This is a genomic window from Kribbella sp. NBC_00359, from assembly GCF_036097425.1.
Taxonomy (GTDB): Bacteria; Actinomycetota; Actinomycetes; order Propionibacteriales; family Kribbellaceae; genus Kribbella.
The window spans coordinates 4,983,971-5,006,446 of sequence record NZ_CP107975.1 but is presented as its reverse complement, the minus strand read 5'-3'; the positions used below and the strand labels follow the sequence as shown (position 1 = coordinate 5,006,446).

At 70.4% G+C, this 22,476-nt stretch carries 20 protein-coding genes; 7 read left to right on the top strand and 13 right to left on the bottom strand.

From position 1 onward, the window contains the following. Window positions 1-30: 30 nt before the first annotated feature. From OG876_RS24605 to OG876_RS24585, 5 genes are read right to left on the bottom strand one after another with little or no spacing between them, the layout of a single operon-like run. Complete coding sequence (locus tag OG876_RS24605; protein ID WP_328518982.1) at window positions 31-1,545, bottom strand: argininosuccinate lyase; 1,515 nt, start codon at window positions 1,543-1,545, stop codon at window positions 31-33. Further along, a complete protein-coding gene (locus OG876_RS24600; protein ID WP_328518981.1) occupies window positions 1,542-2,534 on the bottom strand; it encodes a 1-aminocyclopropane-1-carboxylate deaminase/D-cysteine desulfhydrase in 993 nt (330 codons plus the stop codon). The genes OG876_RS24605 and OG876_RS24600 overlap by 4 nt, the downstream gene beginning before the upstream one ends. Then, a complete protein-coding gene (locus tag OG876_RS24595) occupies window positions 2,525-3,874 on the bottom strand; it encodes a class-II fumarase/aspartase family protein (protein ID WP_328518980.1) in 1,350 nt (449 codons plus the stop codon). Before OG876_RS24595 ends, OG876_RS24600 begins: the two co-directional genes overlap by 10 nt. Further along, window positions 3,859-4,788, bottom strand: a complete 930-nt coding sequence (locus OG876_RS24590; protein WP_328518979.1) for a DUF7714 family protein — start codon at window positions 4,786-4,788, stop codon at window positions 3,859-3,861. The genes OG876_RS24595 and OG876_RS24590 overlap by 16 nt, the downstream gene beginning before the upstream one ends. Continuing rightward, window positions 4,778-5,572 (bottom strand): phosphosulfolactate synthase, encoded by a 795-nt coding sequence (locus tag OG876_RS24585; RefSeq protein WP_328518978.1) that lies wholly within the window; start codon window positions 5,570-5,572, stop codon window positions 4,778-4,780. Before OG876_RS24585 ends, OG876_RS24590 begins: the two co-directional genes overlap by 11 nt. 113 nt (window positions 5,573-5,685) lie before the next feature. Here OG876_RS24585 and OG876_RS24580 point away from each other — a divergent pair, with 113 nt between their 5' ends. Next, window positions 5,686-8,868 (top strand): ATP-binding protein, encoded by a 3,183-nt coding sequence (locus tag OG876_RS24580; protein ID WP_328518977.1) that lies wholly within the window; start codon window positions 5,686-5,688, stop codon window positions 8,866-8,868. Here the strand turns inward: OG876_RS24580 and OG876_RS24575 are convergent. After that, a complete protein-coding gene (locus tag OG876_RS24575) occupies window positions 8,819-9,631 on the bottom strand; it encodes an oxamate carbamoyltransferase subunit AllH family protein (RefSeq protein ID WP_328518976.1) in 813 nt (270 codons plus the stop codon). The genes OG876_RS24580 and OG876_RS24575 overlap by 50 nt on opposite strands. Before the next feature lie 4 nt (window positions 9,632-9,635). Continuing rightward, window positions 9,636-11,051: a DUF1116 domain-containing protein gene (locus OG876_RS24570; protein ID WP_328518975.1), complete on the bottom strand. Its 1,416-nt coding sequence runs from the start codon at window positions 11,049-11,051 to the stop codon at window positions 9,636-9,638. 77 nt (window positions 11,052-11,128) lie between these two features. Here OG876_RS24570 and OG876_RS24565 point away from each other — a divergent pair, with 77 nt between their 5' ends. Then, window positions 11,129-12,109, top strand: a complete 981-nt coding sequence (locus OG876_RS24565; protein ID WP_328518974.1) for an AIR synthase related protein — start codon at window positions 11,129-11,131, stop codon at window positions 12,107-12,109. Window positions 12,110-12,112: 3 nt separating this feature from the next. On the opposite strand, the gene OG876_RS24560 is transcribed toward OG876_RS24565, so the two are convergent. The 3 genes from OG876_RS24560 to OG876_RS24550 all read right to left on the bottom strand — a co-directional run bounded on the left by OG876_RS24560 (window position 12,113) and on the right by OG876_RS24550 (window position 14,540). Next, window positions 12,113-12,646 (bottom strand): MSMEG_0567/Sll0786 family nitrogen starvation N-acetyltransferase, encoded by a 534-nt coding sequence (locus OG876_RS24560; protein WP_328518973.1) that lies wholly within the window; start codon window positions 12,644-12,646, stop codon window positions 12,113-12,115. Continuing rightward, a complete protein-coding gene (locus OG876_RS24555) occupies window positions 12,646-13,809 on the bottom strand; it encodes an MSMEG_0568 family radical SAM protein (protein ID WP_328518972.1) in 1,164 nt (387 codons plus the stop codon). The genes OG876_RS24560 and OG876_RS24555 overlap by 1 nt, the downstream gene beginning before the upstream one ends. A gap of 74 nt (window positions 13,810-13,883) precedes the next feature. Further along, window positions 13,884-14,540: a hypothetical protein gene (locus tag OG876_RS24550; protein ID WP_328518971.1), complete on the bottom strand. Its 657-nt coding sequence runs from the start codon at window positions 14,538-14,540 to the stop codon at window positions 13,884-13,886. Window positions 14,541-14,651: 111 nt separating this feature from the next. Here OG876_RS24550 and OG876_RS24545 point away from each other — a divergent pair, with 111 nt between their 5' ends. From OG876_RS24545 to OG876_RS24525, 5 genes are read left to right on the top strand one after another with little or no spacing between them, the layout of a single operon-like run. Beyond that, window positions 14,652-15,662 carry a carbamate kinase gene (locus OG876_RS24545; RefSeq protein ID WP_328518970.1) on the top strand — a complete coding sequence of 337 codons (1,011 nt, stop codon included), beginning with the start codon at window positions 14,652-14,654 and terminating at the stop codon, window positions 15,660-15,662. Continuing rightward, on the top strand, window positions 15,659-17,188 hold the full coding sequence (locus tag OG876_RS24540; protein ID WP_328518969.1) for a hypothetical protein: 1,530 nt from the start codon (window positions 15,659-15,661) through the stop codon (window positions 17,186-17,188). The genes OG876_RS24545 and OG876_RS24540 overlap by 4 nt, the downstream gene beginning before the upstream one ends. A gap of 3 nt (window positions 17,189-17,191) precedes the next feature. Further along, the gene (locus OG876_RS24535) at window positions 17,192-18,388 is read left to right on the top strand and encodes an MSMEG_0565 family glycosyltransferase (protein WP_328518968.1); all 1,197 of its coding nucleotides are present in this window, start codon (window positions 17,192-17,194) and stop codon (window positions 18,386-18,388) included. Further along, complete coding sequence (locus tag OG876_RS24530; RefSeq protein WP_328518967.1) at window positions 18,373-18,555, top strand: CbtB domain-containing protein; 183 nt, start codon at window positions 18,373-18,375, stop codon at window positions 18,553-18,555. The genes OG876_RS24535 and OG876_RS24530 overlap by 16 nt, the downstream gene beginning before the upstream one ends. A 10-nt stretch (window positions 18,556-18,565) precedes the next feature. Continuing rightward, the gene (locus OG876_RS24525; RefSeq protein ID WP_328518966.1) at window positions 18,566-19,333 is read left to right on the top strand and encodes a CbtA family protein; all 768 of its coding nucleotides are present in this window, start codon (window positions 18,566-18,568) and stop codon (window positions 19,331-19,333) included. On the opposite strand, the gene OG876_RS24520 is transcribed toward OG876_RS24525, so the two are convergent. The 3 genes from OG876_RS24520 to OG876_RS24510 are packed head-to-tail and all read right to left on the bottom strand — an operon-like array spanning window position 19,309 to window position 22,474. Then, window positions 19,309-20,547, bottom strand: coding sequence for a phosphoglycerate kinase (locus tag OG876_RS24520; RefSeq protein WP_328518965.1), 1,239 nt, complete (start codon window positions 20,545-20,547; stop codon window positions 19,309-19,311). The genes OG876_RS24525 and OG876_RS24520 overlap by 25 nt on opposite strands. Window positions 20,548-20,551: 4 nt before the next feature. Then, complete coding sequence (gene gap, locus OG876_RS24515) at window positions 20,552-21,559, bottom strand: type I glyceraldehyde-3-phosphate dehydrogenase (protein WP_328518964.1); 1,008 nt, start codon at window positions 21,557-21,559, stop codon at window positions 20,552-20,554. 39 nt (window positions 21,560-21,598) lie between these two features. Beyond that, a complete protein-coding gene (locus tag OG876_RS24510; RefSeq protein WP_328518963.1) occupies window positions 21,599-22,474 on the bottom strand; it encodes a phosphoribulokinase in 876 nt (291 codons plus the stop codon). Between the last annotated feature and the right edge of the window lie 2 nt (window positions 22,475-22,476).

Below are 22,476 nucleotides of genomic sequence, written 5' to 3'. Positions count from 1 at the left end.
CACAGGCGTTGCACGGCGTTGCAACGCCGGTCACTCACCCCGCCCGGCCGCGACCTGCTCGGCCTCGGCGAGCAGCCGGGCCTCGGCCGCGGCGTACTTCTCGAGCGCGTGGTTCGCCCGGTAGCCGAGGTCGACGGCCTTGGCGAGGTACTCCTCGGTCATGGTCTCGACCGCCTCGGGCGCCGCGCCGCCGAGGGCACTGCGGGTCGCCACGATGGCGCGCGGGTCCAGGACGTTCCGGATCTCTTCGGCATCCAGATCCAGCGAACGCCCGACGACCGACAGCGCGGCCTGATCGAGGTCTTCCGACGTGATGTCGACACCCCGGACGCCGCGCCGGCTGGCGTCGCGCACCACCTCCCCGACCACGAGGTACGCCGCCCGGTAGTCCAGGCCGCACCGGAGCATGACGAACTCGGCCAGGTCCGTGGCCTGGGTGTAGCCCTCCTCGAGGCGCTCCCACATCCGGGCCTCGTTCACAGTCAGCGTGTCGACGACGCCTTCCATCAGCGCCGTGATGCGGGTCGCGAACTCGACCGCCTTGGGGATCTCGCCGTACGCGAAGATCAGGTTGTCGCTGCGGGCCGACGGGCTCTTCACGACCGCCAGGAAGCCGGTCAGCCGCCCGATCAGGACACCGCCGCCACCGCGGACGATCGACAACGCGTACGGGTTGCGCTTCTGCGGCATCAGCACCGACGCGCGGGTGTACGGGCCGGCCAGGTCGACGTAGTCGAACTCCTGGCTGGACCAGATCTCCAGGTCCTCGGCTAGTTTGGACTGGTTGGACAGCAGGCTGACGCTCGTACTCAGGACATCGACGAAGGTGTCGGTCTGCCACATCGCGTCGCGGGTGTGCGTGATGACGTCGCCGAAGCCGAGCAGATCCGCGATCACCCGCCGGTCGTCCAGCAACCGGCTGCCGTTGACACACCCTGCGCCACCGGGACTCGTGTTGACCTGGTCGAGTGCGTCGAGCAGGCGTTCGCAGTCCCGGATCGCCGGCGGCACGAAGGCCAGCAGGTAGTGGCCGAACGTCGAGGGCTGCGCCTGCTGGAGGTAGGTCTGGTCCGGCATGTAGACCTCGCGGTAGCGGGCCGCCGTACGACAGGTCGTGGCGGCGAACTCCGCGGCCCCGGCCGCGAGTTCGGCGGTGAGTCGCCGCAACAGGATCCGGAGCGCGACCCGGGCCGCCTCCCGCCGGGGCCGGCCGGCGTGGAGCCAGCCGGCGTCGTCACCGATGGTCGCGACGAAGTGCCGCTCGCGGGAGTTGTACGGCTCGCCGTACGCCGCGTCGTACGGGAAGTCCTCAGGCCTGGTGCGATGCGTGTCCAGCAGTACGCCGAGCAGCGCCGCGGCGGCGCGGTCGGGGATGATCCGGCGGTGGCGGAGGTCGAGCACGTGCGCGATGTCGGCCATGTTCAGCCCGTGGTGGAGCAGCGGTGCGTCGGCGATCTCCCAGGCGAACCCCGCGTCGACGAGTTGCTGCGCGGGCCGATCCTTGGACGGGCCCTCGACCCGGCGCGCTGAGTTCACCGCTGTCATGACGTTGCCTCCTCGCCGACGGCCGCGGTCGCGGCTGCCGTGGTGGTGAGTTCGTCGGCGGCTGCGAGTGCCCCGCCGGTGCTCCAGTACAGGACAGGGCCGGGCAGCTCACCGCGATGATCGTTCAGCCACAGCAGTGCCTTCGCGTTGTACACGGGGTCGGCGACGAATCCGCTGTGCTGCAGCAACGCGCCCGCCAACCGGTCCGCCTCGGGCCATCCCCCGCCGTAGCCGGGTCCTCGTCCGTCGACCACTCGCCACCGCGGCAGCGGACCGCTCGCGCCGACGAGCCGGGCGCATTCCGTCGCACGTTTGGCGACCTGTGCCTCGATCTCCGCGACGGGCCGGGAGACCGACACTCCTACGACGTCGACTCCAGCGGCATCGACCGACGCGAGGCCGGCAATCAGACCGGCGATGCTGCCGCCCGAGCCGACCGGGATCACCACGCTGACCGAGCGGCCGCCCAACTGCGCGACCAGCTCGGTGGCGGCGACGGCGAAACCGCAGGCGCCGATCGGCGTCGCTCCTCCGCGAGGTACGACGTACGGGCGCCTGCCCTCGGCTCGCATCCGGCCGGCCAACTCGCCCGCACGAAGGTCCATGCTCCTGCGATCCGCGGAACCGGTGAACTCGACCTGAGCACCGGCACTCCTCGACAAGGCCAGCGCGGCCGCACCGCCGCGCGGGTCGCCGTAGCAGACCTGTACGACGTCGAGTCCTTGCCCGGCCGCGGCAACGGCCAGCAGGGCGGCGAAGTTGGAGGTGGGGCCGCCCGCGACCACGATGGTGTCGGACCGCAGCGACAGCGCATCGGCCAGGACGTACTCGAGGGTGCGTACCTTGTTGCCGCCCCACGCGAATCCCGTCAGGTCGTCGCGCTTGACGAGTAGGTCGCGCAATCCCGGCGTACCCGCGAGGTCTGCGACGTGATGCACCGGGGTCGGGAAGATCCCGAGGGGAATCCGCGGGAGGCTCGCTAGCGCCACGACGCACTCTCCCCCGCGCGGCGGCGGGTGGCGCGGACGACGACCTCGTCGGCCATCGCCGCAGCGGCGCCGGTGTCGACCCGGTCGAGCTCGGCCAACTCGGCCGCCTCGATCCGCCCGTCGAGCACTGCCGTGAGGGAACGGCCGGTGCCGATCGCGGCCCGGTACGCGTCCTGCAGCGTCGCTTGCGCCTCGTGCTTGCCCAGCCGGGCCGACATCACGCTCAGGAGTCGCTCCGAGGACGCGGTCTCCGTCGCTGTCAGGTTCGCGAGCATCCGCGCGGGGTCGATCTCCAGGCCGCCGACCAGGGACCTCGTCATCCCGGCCGCGGCCAGCGTGTAGTGGCTGAGCTCCGGCAGCACGACCCACTCGGTCTTCCAGGACCGTCCGTCCCGCTCGTGCTCGCCGATCACGGTCTCGGCGAGCACGCCCGCCGACGAACGCACCAGACGCGCAAGCGTGACGACCTGTTCGGACACCTCGGGATTGCGCTTGTGCGGCATCGAGATGCTGCCCACCGTGGTCGACGGCGACGGCTCGCGCACCTCAGCGAGCTCGGCCCGGGCGAGCACGTAGACCTCGTTCGCGATCCGGGCCATCGCGCTGACCGCGGCGGCCAGCACCTGGGCGAACTCCGCGAGCCGATCGCGCGTGGTCAGCCAGGAGATGGCCGGCTCCCCGAGACCGAGTCGATCGCAGTACGCCGTACGCAGCGGGATCGCCTGCGCGCCGAAGAACCCGAGGACGCCGACCGCGCCGCCCAGCTCCGCGACCAGCCAGCGGTCGCGGCCCTGACGAAGGCGCTCCAGGCTGCGACCGACCTCGTCGGCCCACGTCGCGGCCTTGAAGCCGAAGGTGATCGGAGCCCCCGGCTGACCGTGCGTACGACCAACCATCGGCGTCGTCCGGTGCCGCTCGGCAAGAGCCAGGAGCTGCGCCTCGATCGTCCACAGGTCCCGCCAGACAAGCCCGGCGACCTCGGCGATCTCGAGGACCTGCGCGGTGTCCGAGATGTCCTGGACGGTAGCGCCGTAGTAGACGTGCTCCGCCGCTTCCGCGGGCAGCATGCGCTGGAGCACCTGGATCAGGCCGAGCGTCGAGTGTGACGTTGTCCGCGTACCCGCCGCGATGCCGGCCAGATCGAGCCGGCTGCCGCGCAGGCCGGCGATCGCGGCCGCCGAGGAGGCGGGGATGATGCCGACGTCGGCCTGGGCCTCGGCGAGCGCGATGATCACGTCGACCCACCGGGCGACCCGAGCCGTCTCGGCGAAGATCCCGCGGCTCTCCGCCGTACTCCACTGATGACCGAAGATCGCGGAGTCGATCAGATGTGCGTCCATGCCACCTCAGCCCGTTCGACGATGGTCTCGAGCGCCGCGCGGACCTCGGCCAGCGAGGCGCCCCACGGGACGACCGTGCCGGTTCGCTCGCTCTCGAAGCCCTCCTGGAGCAGGCAGCAGCGGGTTAGCGTGCCCCGGCCATCGGCCGTCAGCCACTGCCGCGGGCAGATGTCGACCCGCTCCGGCGTACTGCCGTAGAACCATTGATGGATCTGGTTGGACCGCTCACACCCGAGCAGCGTCCAGTCCCGTTCGGCCGGTCGTTCGTCGAGGAACGACACCGCGCTGCCCGGGAAGTCCATCCCCGAGCCACGGCACGGAACCAGCAGATCTCGCGGAGGTACGTCGTACGCCGCGTCGAGGAGCTGCCGGCTGTCCACGAGATCGGGTACGACGACCACCGGCGGGAGATCCTCGGCGGTGGCCAGCACCCGCTGGACCTGGTCGAGCAACTTGGCCGGACCAGGCGGTACGACGTCGACCAGCCTGATCCGGAGCGGAGCGGGATTGAGGATGAAGCTCACGTGCGAGTACGAGCCCTCGACCACGACACAGCGGACGCCCGGGAACCCCTCGGCGGCGGCTGCCAGTTGCGAAGGAACGGCGGTGTCGACGGTCTCGTCCACCACGACCGCGCAGTCGTCGGCACCGGCCAGCACCCGGGCCGAGACGGTCACCGTGAACAGGTCGTCCGACGGCTTGCGGTCCACCTCGACAAGGGCCACGCGGCCTTCGTGCCGGGCCACGACGAAGCGGGTCCGGAAGTACACCTCGCGATCGGTGAAGTGCTCGGTCAGCCAGGCCGGGTCGAGCGTCGGGACACTGGCGACGGCGACCTGCCGATAGCGCCCCGGAATGACGTTCGGCGCCTCCGGATCGGTCGGCCGGCTGGTGACCTGCTCGTCAGTGCGCACGGACCGAGGTCTCCAGGGCCGCACCGAGCCCGATCGTGTCGGAGCGCAGGCCGCGACGCAGCGTTTCCAGGCCCATCACGTCGTCGAGCGCGATGTTGCCGAGGTTCACCTCGGAGCCGAGCCGCCGCAGCAGGTGAGCCTGCTGCGACCGCTGCGGAGCCTCGTAGACGATGAATCCGGCCGCACGCGACGACGCCAGTTCATCGAGCAGGTCCTCCCGCAGCCGGCCGCCGGCGTCGTACAGACCGACGGTGCCGCTCTCGCGACCCTCCGCGACCAGCCAGCGGGCGCCGGCGTCCAGGTCCGACTCGAGCTCGGCCGTCCACTCGGCGGCGGACACCAGGTCACCCGGGTCTTTGCTGCCGACCTCGGCGAAGACCTCGAACCCGAGGGACCGGGCCTGCCGGATGATCCGGTGCTTCTCGGCCAGCGGCAGGTCCGTGCTCCCGCGGGACACCTCGACGCACTCGAACCCGGCCCAGGTGGCGAACTCGAAGAACTCGTCGACCCGGCCCTGCAGCCAGGCGATCTCGAGCAGCGTGCCACCGGTGCACGGCTTGACCTGGTGGTCGCGCAGCAGCCGGACCTTCGCGGCCAGCGCCGGCTCGATGTACGCCGTACCCCAGCCGAGCTTCCAGATGTCGATCCAGCCCGCGTACGCCTGGAGCACCGACGCCACGCGGTCTAGGGAATACCCTTTGTCCAAGACGTGGGTGAGCCCGGCCGAACGGGGTTTGGTGGATCGCTCCGGCAGCGTGAGGAAGCTCGGACCAGACCCAGCCATTGCGCCCGCCTCTCCAGCCGACTCGCCCGGGAGGATCGACACCCTCCACTATCAGTGATGTATTTATACCATAGGAAACGAACGGGTCGACCTGGAGAGAGGAGCGTCACCTGATGTCCACCCACGCGGCGCCCTCGACCGTCTTCGTGCTCGGCACCCTCGAGGTCACCGACGCGGACGGACGCCGCCTCGGTCCCGTTCCGGCCGGCCGGGCCGGGATCCTGCTCCGCCGGCTGGTGGCCACGGGCGGTGCGCTCGTGCAGATCGACGCCCTGGTGGACGCGCTCTGGGACGACGACGATGCCCCCCTCGCCGCCGACCGGGTGATCGCCTCGCTGGTCAGCCGAGTACGCCGGGCGGTCGGCTCCGACGTGATCACCGGATCGTCGTCCACCGGCTACCGCTTCAACACCGGGCGGGCGTGGACCAGTGACCTCGCACTCGTCGAGGAGCTGGCCAAGTCCGCGCAAGCACGCGCCGCCCTGAGCCCGGCCGTGACCGTCACCGCCGCGCGGCGCGCCTTCGGACTACTGACCCGTGGCCACCCGGAACTGCCGCCGGCCTTCGCGCAACGAGGTTGGGCCGAGGATCAGCAGCGGCACGTGGACGCGCTGGCCCGCCGGCTGCACCGCGCCAGCTGGGATGCTCAAGCACAGCTGGGCATGTGGAGCGACATCGCGAGCCAGGCCGAGTCGGTGCTCACGCGAGCCCGCCACGACGAGCAGGCCGGTCGGGTGCTGATGAACGCCCAGTGGCATCTCGGCGACCGCGCGTCGGCGCTGCGCACGTACGAGGAACTTCGGATCGAGCTGCGCGACGAGCTGGAAGTCGAGCCCAGCCCGGAGACCGACGCCCTGTTCAGCGCGATCGTGAGCGGCGCCGAACCCGGGCCGGTCCTCACTCCGCGTCCAGGCCAGGTCGCCGGCAGCTCGACCCTGATCGGCCGGCACGACGAGTACGCCGCGATGGTCGATCGCTGGCATCTCGCTGCCGCCGGCCAAGCCGGGGCGATCCTGGTCACCGGAAGCCCGGGCTCGGGTTGTTCGTCGCTGGCGCAAGACCTGGCCGACTACGCCGATCGCGGTGGCGCCCGCGCGATCCGGGTCGACTGTTTCGAGGGCGAGCGGTCGTCACCGCTGCAGCCACTCGTCACGGTGCTCAGCCGGATCCTGCTCTCGACCGCTCCCGACGCCCTGCCGACCATGCTCGGTTCGTGGACCGACACGGCGGTGGAACTGGTGCCCGATCTGCGCGACGTGGTGGGCGCAGCGGAGTACCGGCGCGCGAGCCCGGAGATCGAGCACCGGCGGATTCTCAACACCCTGCGCCATGTGCTCACGACCGCGGCCGAAGCCCAACCGCTGTTGCTGTTCTTCGACGACCTGCACCTGGCCGGCACGGCCACCTTGGAGGCACTCCAGTGGCTCCTCCACACCATCAGCGATGCTCCCCTTCTCGTCGTGGCGACCGTCCCGTCCGACCGGCTGGACCCAGACCTCCGCGCCTTGGCAGGCAACGGCCTGCTGGTCGAGCTCGGTCCGCTCACCGAGGCGGAGGTGGCCCAGCTGGCGAAGCAGGCAGGCCGCGCATCGGAGGCGGCCTTCGTCTGGGAGTTGACCCAGGGGCAGCTGATGTTCGTGGTCGAGGTGCTCGCCGCCCTGACCCGCGGGGAGGCCGAGCCGGAGATTCCCGGCACCCTGCGCTCGATGGTGCTCGACCGGGTACGACGCAGTGGCAGCGACGTCGACGAGTTGCTCCAGGCCGCGGCCGTGATCGGGACCGCGTTCGACCTCGATACCCTCGAGCAGCTGGCCGGTCGTCCGGCCGTCGATCTGATGCCCACATTGCAGAAGGCGATGGCGGCCGGTTTGCTTGCCTCCCGCAACGAGTTGTTCGTGTCGTCGCCGCCGATCCTGCTGCAGGCGCTCTACGACAATCTCCCCGGCCCGGTCCGGGTGCTGCGGCATCGTCAGCTGGCGGAGATCTTCTCGGCCCGGCCGGAGCTGCGGGCACATCACCAGGAGCGCGCCGGCCTGACCGCGGCAGCGGCGAGGTCGTGGTACGAAGCGGCCACCTTGGCGCGTCGCTCCTTCGCGAACGCGGACGCCGTACGGTTGTTCACCTCGGCGCTCGATGCCGCCCGCAAGGCCGCCGATCAGGAGCTCGAAGGTCTCGCCCTGATCGGCCGTGGTGCGGCTCGCGAAGAGCTCGGTGAGTTCGACGCGGCGACCGACGACCATCAGGAGGCGGAGGCGCTGGCTGTCGCCCGCGGCGACCGCTCGCTCCGCGCCACCGCGGTCGAGCGGCTCGGCTGGACGGCGTACTACCGGCGTGACGTCGAGGAGGCCGTGGCCCGCGCGGACGAAGCATCCCGGATGCCCGGCGCTCGACCCAGCGCGTGGAACCTGCTCGGCCGCACCAAGCACTGGGCCGGCGATTTCGACGCCGCGTATCGCGCGTACGAGCGGGCCCTGGACGAGAACGGCGACGAGGACGGGGCGGTGAAGGCCTCGGTGTCGAGTTGCCTCGGCGCACTGCTCGCGCACGCCGACCGGTACGGCGAGGCGATCGAGGTGCTCGACGACGCGGTCGCGGTCTCCAACAGCATCGGCGCGTTCCATCCGTTGCTGCGGGCACTGTTCTTCGCCGGCCTGGCCCGCGGCAACGCCGGGGATCTGTCCGGCGCCCTGACCGTGCTGCAGACGAAGGCCGCGATCCTCGAGCGGTACGACGTCTCGTTCTACCGCGCGCGGACGAACACCACGCTGGCCTGGGTGTGGCGCGAGCTCGGCGAACCCATCCGCGCCCACGACTTGTCCGAGCTCGCGCTGAGTCAGTCCCGCGAGGTGGAGGCGGGCAGCCTGCAGATCGAGCAGGAGCTGCATGCCTTGTGCTCGCTCGCAGACAGCGAGCGCCTCGACGGCCAGACGGATCTCGCCGCCGAACGTCTGGAGACGGCCGGCCGGCTGATCGAGCACTGGTTGCCGTTCCGGTGGCGGGCGGACCTCCGCGTGCGCGAGGTGCGCTGCCGGATCGGACTCGACGATCCCGAGTCGTTGCTCGATGCCGCGCGTACGGCGGGCTCGCTCAAGTACCAGGCCTTGGCGTTCCACCTGCTGGGCCGCGGCGAGGACGCCGCGACCCTGGCTCGGCAGACTGGTTCCCTGCTGCTCCTCGGTGAGGTCGGCGGCCCTGACGAGGCCCGGGACGCGCTGCGCCGGTTGGAGGCCACACTCCCCCGGCAGCTCAGGACGAACTTCGCGCAGGCGGGACGGCTGCCGCGCGCCAACTCCTGACGGTCCCGGCGGCGGAGGTGGCGAGTCCGATGCCCCAGAGGAGAGCGACGCCTGACGACCCGCCGATGGCCGACACCGTGGCCACTGCCTGGTCGAACCCGGTGACGTCGTTGGCCGCCGCGTGCGCCACCAGATCATGCACAGGTGCCAGGCTCTGACCCCGGGCCGCCCAGGCCAGGAACGACCGACTGAGATTCGTCGTCGCTGCCTCCGCTGCGACTCGCAGCAGACCGTCGGGGTCGTCGCCTCGCCAAGCGTGGACCAGCAGGACACCCGCGAGTACGTCGTCGCCGGTCGGGGTCAGGCCGCCGCCACGGCCTTCGAGCAGCTCCCTGGCCGCGGTCAGATCGTCCGTGGCCACGGCGCGCCGCACCGACTCCCAGCAGCTCCGCAGGTCCTCAGGCACCGCCAGCCGGTGGCGCATCGCCTTCAGAGCCGTCGTCGCCAGGTGCAAGTCGGTCGCGGCGGGCATCCGTGGCCGGTACACCGCGGCTCCTGCGAGGTCCAGCTGCCATTCGGTCGACCGAAGCCGCCCGCCGTCGCGCCAGACCGCGAGGCCCTCCGGCACGCGAGCGGGGGCCTGCTCGACGATCAGGTGGATCGGCCCGGGCGCCACGGCAGGTCCGGCGACGGCGTACATATCGCCGTGGACCTGCACGTAGCAACCGTGCCGGAAGGTTCCCACCACGGTCCCGTGCGCCCCGTCGGGGTGGGCGACCGCGACGCCCTCCCCGACAGCGATCGGCGCGAGGTGCTCGGTCACGTGGTCAGGCAAGCCGTCGGTCGAGATCGAGCAACGCATCGGTGAAGGGCTCGATCGGCGCCCAGGCCACGCCGGCACCAACCTGGCCGGTGCCATCGGTCTTGTGGATGATTCCGGTGTTCACGGCCGGCGTGATGCCGAGCTCGACCACCTTGCGTACGTCGACACCCACCGGGGTCCCGACGTTGTCGAGGATCGGCAGCCGGAACCGCGGGCTCTCCCCCGCACAGATGCGCTGCATGCTGCGGGTGGCGGCGATCGCGTGCGACATCCGGCCACCGAGGAAGCCGGCCACCGCGGGCGAGTTCGCCGCGGCCGGACCACCCAGTCCGACCAGCTCGAGCACGGCGCTGTCGCCGATGTCCGGCGCACTCGTCTCCGGGCCGAAACCCGGGTAGTACAAGGCATCCTGGATCGGCGGCGAGGGCGCGAGGAACCAGTCACCACCGCCGGCCAGGCGGACGCCGTACGTCGTCCCGTTGCGTGCCATCGTCGTGACGATGCTCGAGTCGCGCACCTCGCCGGCCCACTCCACCAGCGACTTCGCCGCGGCCATCGCCACGTTGAGAAACATCAGATGGTTGCCACTCAGGAAGGTCGCCACCTCGGGCGCCGCGGGGTGCTGCGCGCGCACCAGGTAGGGCAGCAGGTCGCGCAGGAACAGGTTCGTGGTCGCCTGGACGCGCATGTGCACGTCGTCGCCCATCGGAACGCCTTGCGCGGCAAGCGCGAAGGCGTCGACCGGACCGTGACTCGCGAGGGCTTCGGCCAGCACCGGTCCGACCTTGTCCCGGACGAACACGATCCGCGCGATGGCGTCGTCGCTGTCGACACCGAACCACTGCACCGCGCCCGATCCCTGGTTGATGCTGGAGTACGCCGTCGTACCGCCGAGCTCGTTCTGGACGACGTACACCGGCGCCGACGGGCCGATCGACGTCGCCATCGGGACCACGGTCCGGTGCTCGTTGGCGGGCTCGAGCTCCAACTCGCCCGACTCGACCAGCCGGCCGGCGGCAGCGACATCGGGAGCCCAGCCCTCGGCCACCACGGCTGCCCGCACCGACCGCTGGAGCGGGTCGGGCATCTGCTGCCAGGCGATCGAGGGACCGCAGTGCAGGATGGTGCGCTCGCCCATGCCCGGGATGACGGCACCTGCGCGGTCGACGCCGACCAGCAGCGGCACGCCCTCGTTGAGCCGCCGGATCACCTCGGCGTTGGCTTTGTCGACCCGGCCGGCCGCAGGACCCAGCAACCGGGCCAGCGCCGCCACGGTCCGAGCGTCACCGCCGCCCGGGATCCGCCAGTCCACACCGATCACCGGCCGGCCCTGATCGCGCAGGGCGGTCTCGAACAACGGGAGCCCGATGTTGACCACGTCAACGCCGGCCGGCAGATCGACGACGGGAGTCTGACTCATCACGATGCCTTTCGAGGGGTGACAGCCGGAGCAGGTATCTCTCGACCGATATGAGCATCTACTATAGGATACGACTCATGATCGATCCAGCCCCGGCCGCCGTCCAGTCCCTGCCCCGCGTGGACGACGTGGTGGCGGTCGTCCGCCGGCACGCGGGCGTCGCCGGCAAGGGCGCGATCGCCCAGGTGTGCGAGTTCGTCGACACCAGCGATCCCCTCCACGGTCCCGGCGACGACGGCGCGGTGGTGCGGCTCGACGGCGCCTCCGCCGTGGTCTGCGGTGAGGCGATCGCACCGGCCTTCGTCCGCCAGGATCCGTACGGCGCGGGCATCGCCGCCGTCCTCGCCAACGTCAACGACGTCGCCGCGATGGGCGGAGTCCCGAAGGCCATCGTGAACACGGTGGTCGGCCGCGACGCCGACGTGACGGAGGTCCTCCGTGGAATGGCCGACGCCGCCAAGATGTACGACGTCAAGATCGTCGGCGGCCATCTGACCCGGGCCGACGCAGACACCTCGTTGTCGGCGTTCGCGGTCGGCCAGGTGCACTCCGCGCTCTCGATGGCGCACGTACGACCGGGTCAGGCGGTGCTGTTCGCGGCCTGCCTGGACGGCACGATGCGGACGGACTTCCCGTTCTTCACCTCTATCACGGAGCAGTCCGCGACCTTGGCCCGCGATGTCCGGCTGCTCGCCGAGGTCGCCGACGACGGGTCAGCCGTCGCCGCGAAGGACGTGTCGATGGCCGGCGCACTCGGATCACTGGCGATGCTGCTCGAGTTCACCCGCCACGGCGCGTCCGTCGACCTCCGGCGGATGCCGATGCCGGCCGGCGCGGACCCATTGCGCTGGCTGATCGCCTTCCCGACGTACGCGTTCTGGCTCACTGCTCCGGCGGATCGCGTCGCGGACTGTGCCGCAGTGTTCGAGCGGCACGGTCTGGTCTGTGCGGAGGTGGGTCAGGTGACCGAAGACAGCCGGCTGACCGTCGGAGACGGCGAGCACGAGGCGGTCCTGATGGATCTGGCCACGGAGACGATCACCGGTCTGTGGGCCTGAGGCTCAGCCTGCTCGCAGGTCCGGCACCTCGACGAGGGGCTCGAGCACGAGCTCGGCCGGTCTCCCGGGGAGGAGGAAGGGCGGCGCCTGGGTCAGGTCGTAGACCATCGGCTGGTGGTCGCGGCCGCAGTACGGCGCGGGAGCACCGGCGCGGGTCCAGCCGAGCCGATCGAAGAAGCGCACGTTCGGCAACTGGATCTGGGCCATCATCTGGGCGCCACCAAGTGCGCCGGCCGTCGCGACGGCGAAGCGGACAAGCTCGGCCCCGACCATCGAGGACCGGTGCGACGGGAGTACTGCGAGACGGTCGCCCTGCCACAGCTCGCCGTCCAGCCGATACAGCCGCACCGTGCCGGCCGCGCAAGAGCCCTGCGCAGCCAGCACGTGGATCGTGCTCGCGTCGCGGTCGTGCAGATCGAGATCGGTGAGCTCCAGGATGCGCTGCTCGAGCACGAAGACCCGCTGGCGGATCGCGTAGTGCCGGGCGAGATCCGGCCCGGCCGCCCGCCAGACGCCGATGTCGGGCGAGCGCGTCATCACGCGCTCCGCACCGGCAACCGGCCCGGCATGCCCAGCTGGATGGTTCGTTCGAGCGACCCCAGCGCCGAGCAGGCCTGACACCGCGCGCAACCCGCGGAGACCTTGTCCGCGGTCAGCCCGCGCTTGACCAGCTCGGGCGCCACCGCCCGCGCGATGCTCTCGGTGTACGCACGACTCGGCGGGACGGCATCGGCCATCAGGCTGCCGGGCACCGGGCGCAGCGGAACGATGAACGGGTAGACACCGATGTCGATCGCCCGCTTGCAGCCGGCCAGCGTGACCTCCGGATCCTCGCCCATGCCGAGGATCACGTACGTCGACACCTGGCCCTCGCCGAAGCGCTCGACGGCGTACTCCCAGGTCTCGAAGTAGCGCTCGATGCCCGTGCGGGCCTTCGGCGGCGCGACCCGGGCGAGCACCTGCGGATCGAACGACTCGACATGGATCCCGAGCGAGTCGATGCCCAGGCTGTGCACCTTGTCGATGACGGCCAGGTCGGTCGGCGGTTCGAACTGCACCTCGACCGGCAGCCCCGAGGCCTCCTTCATCGCATGGCCGCACTTGCTGACGTAGTACGCGCCGCGGTCCTTGCCCCACGTCGATCCCGTGGTGAGGGTGATGTCCACGGCACCGTCGAGGTCGCGCGCAGCGACCGCGACCTCGGCGAGCTGCTCGGGCCGCTTCACCTTGACCGTGTTGCCCGACGCGAGCGAGACGCCGATGCCGCAGAACGTGCACTGGTCGTCGTTACCCCAGTAGGCACAGGTCTGCAGGACGGTGCTCGCCAGCGAGTCCAGGTGCATCAGCGCGAGCTTCCAGTACGGCGTACCGTCCGCGGTCTCGAGGTCGTAGAAACGCGGCCGCCCGGCCGGTGTCGCGGACGCCAGCCGCACCCCGTCGCGGTAGATCCCGTGGCCGGAATCCTCCCGCTCCAGGGAGTACGGCGTACTCGCGACGTACGCGGCGTCGACGGGGACCGTGACGGGCGTCCCCTCGACCCAGATCATGCCCGCGTCCGACGGACCGGCGCCACCGGGCCGGCGCTCCAGCGGTCCGCTGACCGTGAGCCCCTTCTCCTGGAGCTCGAGGATCAGGTCACTCAGCCGACTGCCGTCGTCGACCGTGGCGATGGGGGTCCGGGTCTGTGCCGTCTGGGTCACGGGAGCGTCCTTCCGAGCGTGTCGTCCTGCAGCGCAATTGGCTTACCGTATCTCCTGACAGACACGTTCGTCTATCATCCGACACGATCCGCCGCGGCCGCCTCCTCGACGACCTCCCGCAACGCGGCCTCGCCACTGCGGAAGGACGAACTGTCGGAGTACGCGTGGTCGGCGATACCGGGGTCGTCGTCCACGAGGTCACCGGTGAGCGGGTCGAGCCGCACCACGGTCAGCGTGCGGACCGTCGCACCCGTCGTCAGCTCCGGCTGGACCGCGGCGACGATCGCGAGACCGGACGCGAGATGCATCCGCGTGGTGCCGTACGGATCCGCGAACCCGGCCAGCAGATCGCCACTCTCGTGCAGCACGACCCAGTCAGCCCCCTCCTGGCGGGCGGCAGCGATGAGCTCGGACCTGGCGCGCCGGGTCTCGTCGGCCTGCAACGCCGCATGGCGTAGGGCGAAGGCCGCACCTGCCACTTGGTCCACCGGAAGCGATCCGAGCGCAAGGCCCACCCGCTCCACGGCGGCGGCGACGATCCCGCCGGCCTCCGGCCAGCGATCGACCAAGGCGGCGGTCGACGTGATGCCCTGCAGTTCGTCGACGATCGCGCGGACCAGCTGGACGGCGCGTTCGTAGCGCCCGACATCTCCGCCACCCAGGGAGTACAGCGCCTGTTCCGACGCGCGCCAGGAGGATCGGAGGGCACGGGCGGTCATCTCGTCAGTCATCGCACATCTCCCTGGTCGGGTTCGCTCGATATCTACTATACGACATGACCATCTGCTATGTTGTGCCATCTGCATCGGGCGGACGCCGCCCCCAGACAGTGGGAGCCGTACATGAGCGATATCGCGGTCATTGCCCTCGGCGGCAACGCACTCACCCGCGAGGATCAGCGGGGCACCGTCGAGGAGCAGTACTCGAACGCCCTGGCCATGGCCAAGTCCGTCCGGTCGCTGCTGCGCAGAGGCTGGCAGATCATCATCGTCCACGGGAACGGGCCGCAGGTGGGCAACCTGGCGATCCAGCACGAGGAGGGCGCCCGGCTGGTGCCGGCGCAGCCGCTGTTCTCTCTCGGCGCGATGACCCAGGGAGCGCTCGGCAGCCTGATCTGCCTGGCCCTGCACGAGGTCTGCGGCCGCGAGATCTCCGGTGCGGTCTCGGTCGTCACCCACATCGTTGTCGACCGCAACGATCCCGCGTTCGCCCAGCCCACCAAGCCGATCGGGCCGTTCTTCACCGAGGGCGAGGCCGATCAGTTCGCCACCTCGCGCGGCTGGACCATGGTCGCCGACGCCGGCCGCGGCTTCCGCCGGGTCGTGCCGTCCCCGACCCCGCAGGCGATCCTCGAGGCGAACGCCGTCGCGGCGCTGACGCAGTCCGGTCACATCGTCGTCGCCGCGGGCGGCGGCGGCATTCCGGTGATCGAGGAGAACGGCGCGTATCGCGGCGTGGACGCCGTGATCGACAAGGACTTCGCCGCCGAGCGGATCGCGGTCGCGGCGAACGCGAACGCGCTCGTGATGGTCACCGGCGTGCCGTCGGTCAAACTCGACTTCGGTACGCCGCAGGAGCGGTCCGTCGAGGAACTGACGGTGACCGAGGCCCGGCGGCATCTCGCCGACGGGCAGTTCCCGCCCGGGAGCATGGGCCCGAAGATGAGCGCCGCGATCAAGTTCGTCGAGGGCTCGTCCTCGGCCGAGCGGCCGCGCTTCGCCGCGATCACCACCCCTGAACTCGTCTACGCGACCCTCGACGAACCCCACGGGGTCGTGGAGGGACACCGTGGCACTCGGATCCTGACCGAGGACGTCCCCACCCCCGCCACCACCAAGGAGCTGGTCGGATGAGCACCCGCGTCGCTGTACGCAAGAACTCCTACAAGGACAGCGTGCGCCTCCTCGAGGCCACCCGCGCGATCCTCGGATCGCCCGGGGTGTCCTGGGGCTGGGCCCTGATGGCCACCCCCGCCAACCTCGAGACCCTCGCGGAGCAAGGCATCGCCGGTGACGCGGACGGCGCGGCAGCGAACGATCTCGTGCTGGCTGTACGGGCCGATGACGACGACTCGGCGGCAGCGGCACTGGAGACAGCCGAGGCGACGCTCTTCGCGGCCAACGCGCAGGAGGCGGACGACGCCGTGCCGAACGCCACCGATCTGGCCGGCGCGCTGGCCGAGCGGCCGGATGCCAATGTCGCGATCATCTCCGTGCCCGGCTCGTACGCCGCACTCGAGACGCACAAGGCGCTGACGGCCGGCCTGGACGTGCTCCTCTTCAGCGACAACGTGCCGCTCGAGGAGGAGATCGAGCTCAAGGAACGGGCTCGCGACCTCGGCCGGCTGGTGATGGGGCCGGGCGCCGGTACGGCGATGATCGCCGGAGCCGGCCTCGGATTCGCCAACCGGGTCAGCGCCGGTCCGGTCGGCATCGTCGCCGCGGCCGGAACGGGGGCGCAGGAAGTGATGAGCCTGCTGGACCGCTGGGGCATCGGAGTCTCGCACGTCATCGGCGTCGGCGGTCGTGACCTGTCCCCCGAGGTCGGCGGCCTGATGGCCGAGTCGGCGCTGCGCGCGCTCGACGCCGACGAGCGGACCCAGGCGATCCTGCTCGTGTCCAAGCCGCCGTCGCGTGAGGTGGCCGAGCGGCTGCTGAAGGTGCCATCCAAGCCGACCGTGGCCGCGCTGATGGGCCTGCGGGACAGCCTGTCCACCGCGGAGCACGTGACGGTAGTCAACACCCTCGAGCGGGGTGCTGCCGAGACCGTCGCACTGGTCGGCGGATCGGCCCCCGATCTGGTGCAGGGGCTGGCCGAGGAGGTGGCCGGTCTGATCACCGGGCTGGCACCGGCACGACGCAAGGTCGTCGGTCTCTACAGCGGTGGAACGCTGTGCTACGAGGCGCTGACGATCGCCACCGACCACCTCGGCCCGATCCACTCCAACGTCCCGCTGGACAAGTCGCTCACCGTCGACGCGGCGACTCCCGACTCGCACCTGTTCCTCGACCTCGGCGAGGAGGAGTACACCAAGGGCCGTCCGCACCCGATGATCGACCCGCAGGCGCGGATCGAGTTCCTCGAGCGGCAGGTCGACGACGCCGCCGTGGCCGCGGTCCTGCTCGACGTGGTGATCGGCGACGGTGCCCACGAGGATCCGGCCGGTACGCTCGCGCCCGCCATCGAGAAGGTGGTCGGCTCCGGCGCGACGGTCGTCGCCTACGTTCTCGGCACCGAGCTCGACCCGCAGGGATTCGCGGCCCAGCAGGAAACCTTGCGCCGCGCGGGCGCCATCGTCACCGAGACCGCCGCCCGGGCCGCGCTCGCCGCCTCGGCGATCGCGTTGCGCGACCCCGCTCTGGTCGCGGCGGAGCTGTAGGCGATGGTTGACCGCCTGCGCCTCGCGCTCACGACGTACTCGGTCAAGCCACGCGGTGGCGTCGTCCACACCCTCGAGCTCGCCGAAGCACTGCAGGCGGCCGGGGTCGACGTCACTGTGGTGGCTCTGTCCGATCAGGGGAAGGGCTTCTTCCGGAAGGTCGACGTGCCGGTGCGACTGGTCGAGGCACCGGCCCCCGCCGCCACGCTCGAGGAGCGGGTGTTCGACTCGATCGCGACGCTGACCAAGTGCTTGGGCGAGATCGGCGACCAGTTCGACATCGTGCACAGCCAGGACTGCATCTCGGCCCGGGCCGCCGCACGCGTCCGCGACGCGGGTGCGCCGTACCGGCTGATCCGTACCGTCCACCACGTCGACGACTTCACCACCCAGGCGCTGATGGACTGCCAGCGCAACGCGATCCTCGAGCCGGACGACGTGCTCGTGGTCAGCAAGCTCTGGCAGGAGCAGTTGCTGCGGGACTACGGCGTCCACGCGGGCATCGTCACCAACGGCGTACGCACCGACCGGTTCGGCGCCGGCATCAGTGAGCTGCGGCGCAAGGAGTTGCGGCGCAGGATCGGCGCCGGCGACCGCTTCGTCTACCTCACGGTCGGCGGCATCGAGCCGCGCAAGGGCACCGCCTATCTCGTCGAGGCGATGGCCCGGCTGAAGGTGACGCATCCGAACCCTCCGCTGCTGGCGATCATCGGCGGGCATTCCTTCCAGGACTACCGCGCGTATCGCGAGAACGTCCTCGGCTCGCTGGAGTCGAGTGGTCTGCGGCTCGATGACGACGTCGTCCTCCTCGGCACCGTTCCGGACGAGGAACTGCCGGAGTGGTTCGGCGCGGCCGACGGTTTCGCGTTCCCCTCGATGAAGGAGGGGTGGGGGCTGGTGGTCCTCGAGGCGATGGCGGCGGGGCTTCCCGTCGTCACGTCCGACATCGACGTCTTCCACGAGTTCCTGACCGATGAGCAGGACGTCCTGATGACCGGCGCGGGTAACGCCGAATCGCTCGCGCTGGGCCTGGCGCGCCTGGTCGACGACGACACCACCCGGCAGCGGCTGGCCTTGCGCGGGCCGGCCGTCGCCGCGGCGTACCCGTGGTCCGACACCGCCGCACAGCACCTCGAGGTCTATCGCCGAGCACTTTCATCCACCACCGAAGGAGAGCACGACCAATGCCGAGCAACGTAGCGACCACCGAGCGCATCCCGGTCTGGGCGTACCTGATCGCCGTAGTGTCGTTGATCGCGCTGTACCTGATGCTCCAGGACAACGGCGCGGTGCTGTCGACCCTGGCGCCGTACGTCCACGAGTTCACCCACGACGGACGCCACATTCTCGGCGTGCCCTGCCACTAGGGACGACGAGATGAACCTCTGGCCGTCAACACTTCGTGCCGCGCTCACCGGCGGCCTCGCCGCCGGTGTGGTCGCGGCCGCTTTCAGCTTCGTGGTCGTCGAACCGACCGTCCGGCTCGCGCTGGCGGTCGAGGAGAGCCGCACCGCGATGGAACACGCGCACGGCGAATCAGAACACGACACCGAGCTCGTCTCGCGCGGTCTACAGCAGGTCGGCGGTGCCGTTGCCGTGATCGTCGCCGCGCTGCTGCTCTCCCTGCTGTACGCCGTCGCCCTCAGCCGCTTCCGGCGTACGTCGAACTTCAGCGAGCTGGCCAGTGCCCTGGTCGTGGCCGGCGGGGGCTTCGCGGTCTTCGCATTCGCGCCCGGCCTCAAGTACCCGGCCAACCCGCCCGCTGTCGGCGACCCGGACACGGTCACCGAGCGCACGCTCCTCTACGCGTGCGCGATCGCCATCGCGGCTCTGACACTCATCGCGCTGCTCGCCGTCGTCCGCACCGCCCGGCGGCGCGGGTGGTCGTCCACCCGCACCTGCTGGAGCGTCGTCGGTGTGCTGGTCGTGGCGGGTGTCGTTCTCTTCGCCGGTCTGCCGCCCAGCCCCGATGCGATTCCCGCCGACGTCGCCGCTGGCCTGGTCTGGCGGTTCCGGCTCCAGTCGCTCGGTACGCTCGCCCTGCTCTGGACCACGGTGGGCCTGGTGACCGGCACGCTGCTGGCACGGGCGAGCCACACCGCTACGGCGTACGCCCGAACTCACCGGGCGTTGAGCGGTCGCTGACCCTCCCGCTCCCCGGCATCGAGTACGTCGATGCCGGGGAGCTTCTTGCCCTCGAGATACTCCAGCGAGGCCCCTCCCCCGGTCGAGATGTGGCCGAAGGCGGTCTCGTCGAAGCCCAGTCGCCGTACGGCGGCCGCGGAGTCACCACCGCCGACCACCGACAGTCCGTCGATCTCCGTCAGAGCCTGAGCCACGGCACGGGTGCCGGCCGCGAACGCATCGAACTCGAAGACGCCCATCGGGCCGTTCCAGAAGACGGTCCGGGCGTCGGCCAGTGCGGCCGCGAACGCCTTCGCGGACTCGGGACCGATGTCCAGTCCCATCCGATCCGCAGGAATCGCGTCGGCCCGTACGATCTCGGCCACGGCGTCGGCGGCGAACCTGTCGGTGACCAGCACGTCGACCGGCAGCAGGAGCTCGACGCCCCGGTCCGCCGCGCGTTCCAGGTACTCGCGGCAGACCGGGATCTGGTCCGCCTCGAGCAGGCTGTTGCCGACCTCGTATCCCTTGGCCGCAAGGAAGGTGTAGGCCATCCCGCCGCCGATCAGCAGCCGGTCGGCCTTGCCGAGCAGGTTGTCGATCACGCCGAGCTTGTCGGAAACCTTCGCACCGCCGAGCACCACCACATAGGGCCGCTCGGGAATCCGGGTGAGCCGCTGGAGTACGTCGATCTCGGTGGCGACGAGCTGACCCATTGCCGCTGGCAACCGTTGCGCCACGTCGTACACGGAGGCCTGCTTGCGGTGCACCACGCCGAAGCCGTCGCTGACGAAGGCCTCGGCGAGAGCCGCCAACCGGTCCGCGACCTGGCCGCGCTCGGCATCGTCCTTGCTGGTCTCGCCGGCGTTGAAGCGCACGTTCTCCAGCAGCGCGACCCGGCCGTGATGAAGCGACTCGACAGTTGCCTGGGCGCTCTCGCCAACGCTGTCGGTCGCGAAGGCCACCTGCGCGCCGAGCAGTTCGCCGAGCCGCTCGGCAACGGGAGCGAGCGAGAAGGTCGGGTCCGGTGCTCCGTCCGGCCGGCCGAGGTGCGCGGACACCACGACCCTGGCGCCTCGGTCTGCGAGTCGCCGGATGGTGGGAACGCTGGCCCGGATGCGGCCGTCGTCCGTGATGGTGCCGCCGTCCAGTGGGACGTTGAGGTCCGACCGGACCAGGACTCGCCGGCCCCGCAGTCCACCCAGCTCTCGGCTGAGGTCGTCGATAGTTGCCATCGGCTCAGAGACTCGCGCCGACGTGCGTGACCAGGTCGGCCAGGCGGTTGGAGTAGCCCCACTCGTTGTCGTACCAGCCGACCACCTTGACCTGGTTGCCGATCACCTTCGTCAGCGGGGCGTCGAAGATGCAGGACGCCGGGTCGGTGACGATGTCGGAGGAGACGATCGGGTCGGTGGAGTAGCGCAGGTACCCGCGCAAGCCTCCCTCGGCCGCGGCCTTCACGATCTCGTTCACTTCCGCCACGGACGTCTCCCGCGCCGCTTCGAACGTCAGGTCCGTGGCGGAGCCGGTCGGTACCGGGACCCGGATCGCGTAGCCGTCCAGCTTCCCCTTCAGCTCGGGCAGCACCTGTCCGATTGCTTTCGCAGCGCCCGTCGAGGTCGGTACGACGTTGATCGCGGCGGCCCGGGCCCGGCGCAGGTCCTTGTGGATGTTGTCCTGCAGGTTCTGGTCGGCGGTGTAGGCGTGGATCGTGGTCATCAGGCCTTTGACGATCCCGAGACCGTCATGCAGGGCCTTGGCCATCGGGGCGAGGCAGTTCGTGGTGCAGGAGGCGTTGGAGATCACGGTGTGCGCGTCGGCGTCGTACTGGTCGTGGTTGACGCCCATGACGATCGTGACGTCGTTGTTCGTCGCCGGAGCCGAGATGATGACCTTCTTCGCGCCCCCGCTGTCGACATGCGCGCGGGCCTGGTTCGCGTCGGTGAAGAAGCCGGTCGACTCGACCACCAGATCGACGCCGAGGTCCTTCCAGGGCAGCTTCGCGGGGTCGCGTTCGGCCAGGGCGGCGATCGACGCGTCGCCGACGACGATCTCGTCGCCGGTCGCGCTGACGTCCGCGTCCAGCCGACCGAGGATCGAGTCGTACTTCAACAGGTGCGCCAGGGTGGACCTGTCGGTCAGGTCGTTGACGCCGACGATCTCGATATCGGCCCCGGATGCGCGGACCGCACGGAAGAAGTTGCGGCCGATCCGGCCGAAGCCGTTGATGCCGACACGAACAGTCATGAAGACGGAACCTCCAGAGTGGACGGGGAACGATGGACGTCAGCGGGTCTTGTCACGGCGCTCGAGCAGCCGCGACAGCATCGGGGTGAAGATCAGCTGCATGGCCAGATCCATCTTTCCGCCGGGGCAGACGATGGTGTTCGGGCGCGACATGAACGAGTCGTGCAGCATCGACAGCAGGTACGGGAAGTCGATGCCGTGCGGATCCTTGAAGCGGATCACCAGCATCGACTCGTCCAGGGCCGGGATCGTCCGCGCGATGAACGGGTTGGACGTGTCGACCACGGGGACGCGCTGGAAGTTGACGTGGGTGCGGGAGAACTGCGGGCACATGTAGTTCACGTAGTCGTGCATCCGCCGCAGGATCGTCTCGGTCACCGCCTCGGTGGAATAGCCGCGCATGGCCTTGTCCCGGTGCAGCTTCTGCGTCCACTCCAGGTTGATCACCGGCACGACACCGATCAGCAGATCGGCGTGCTGGGCGACGTCGACCTTCTCCGTGACGACTGCGCCGTGCAGCCCCTCGTAGAACAGCAGGTCGGTGTCGTCCGGCAGATCCGCCCACGGTGTGAAGGTGCCGGGGTCCTGTCCGTACGGCGCGGCCTCCGGCTCGTCGTGCAGGTACTTGCGCACGCGGCCGCCGCCGGTTTCGCCGTACTCGCGGAACAGTGCCTCCAACTCCTCGAACAGGTTGGCGTCCGGGCCGAAGTGGCTGAAGGTGTGATCACCCTCGGCCAACGCCCGGACCATCTGCTCCTTCATCCCCATCCGGTCGTAGCGGTGGAAGCTGTCGCCCTCCACGAACGCGGCCTGCACCTGCTCACGCCGGAAGATCTGCTCGAAGGTCCGCATCACCGAGGTGGTTCCAGCTCCGGACGAGCCGGTGATCGCGACGACGGGGTGCTTGGCTGACATGG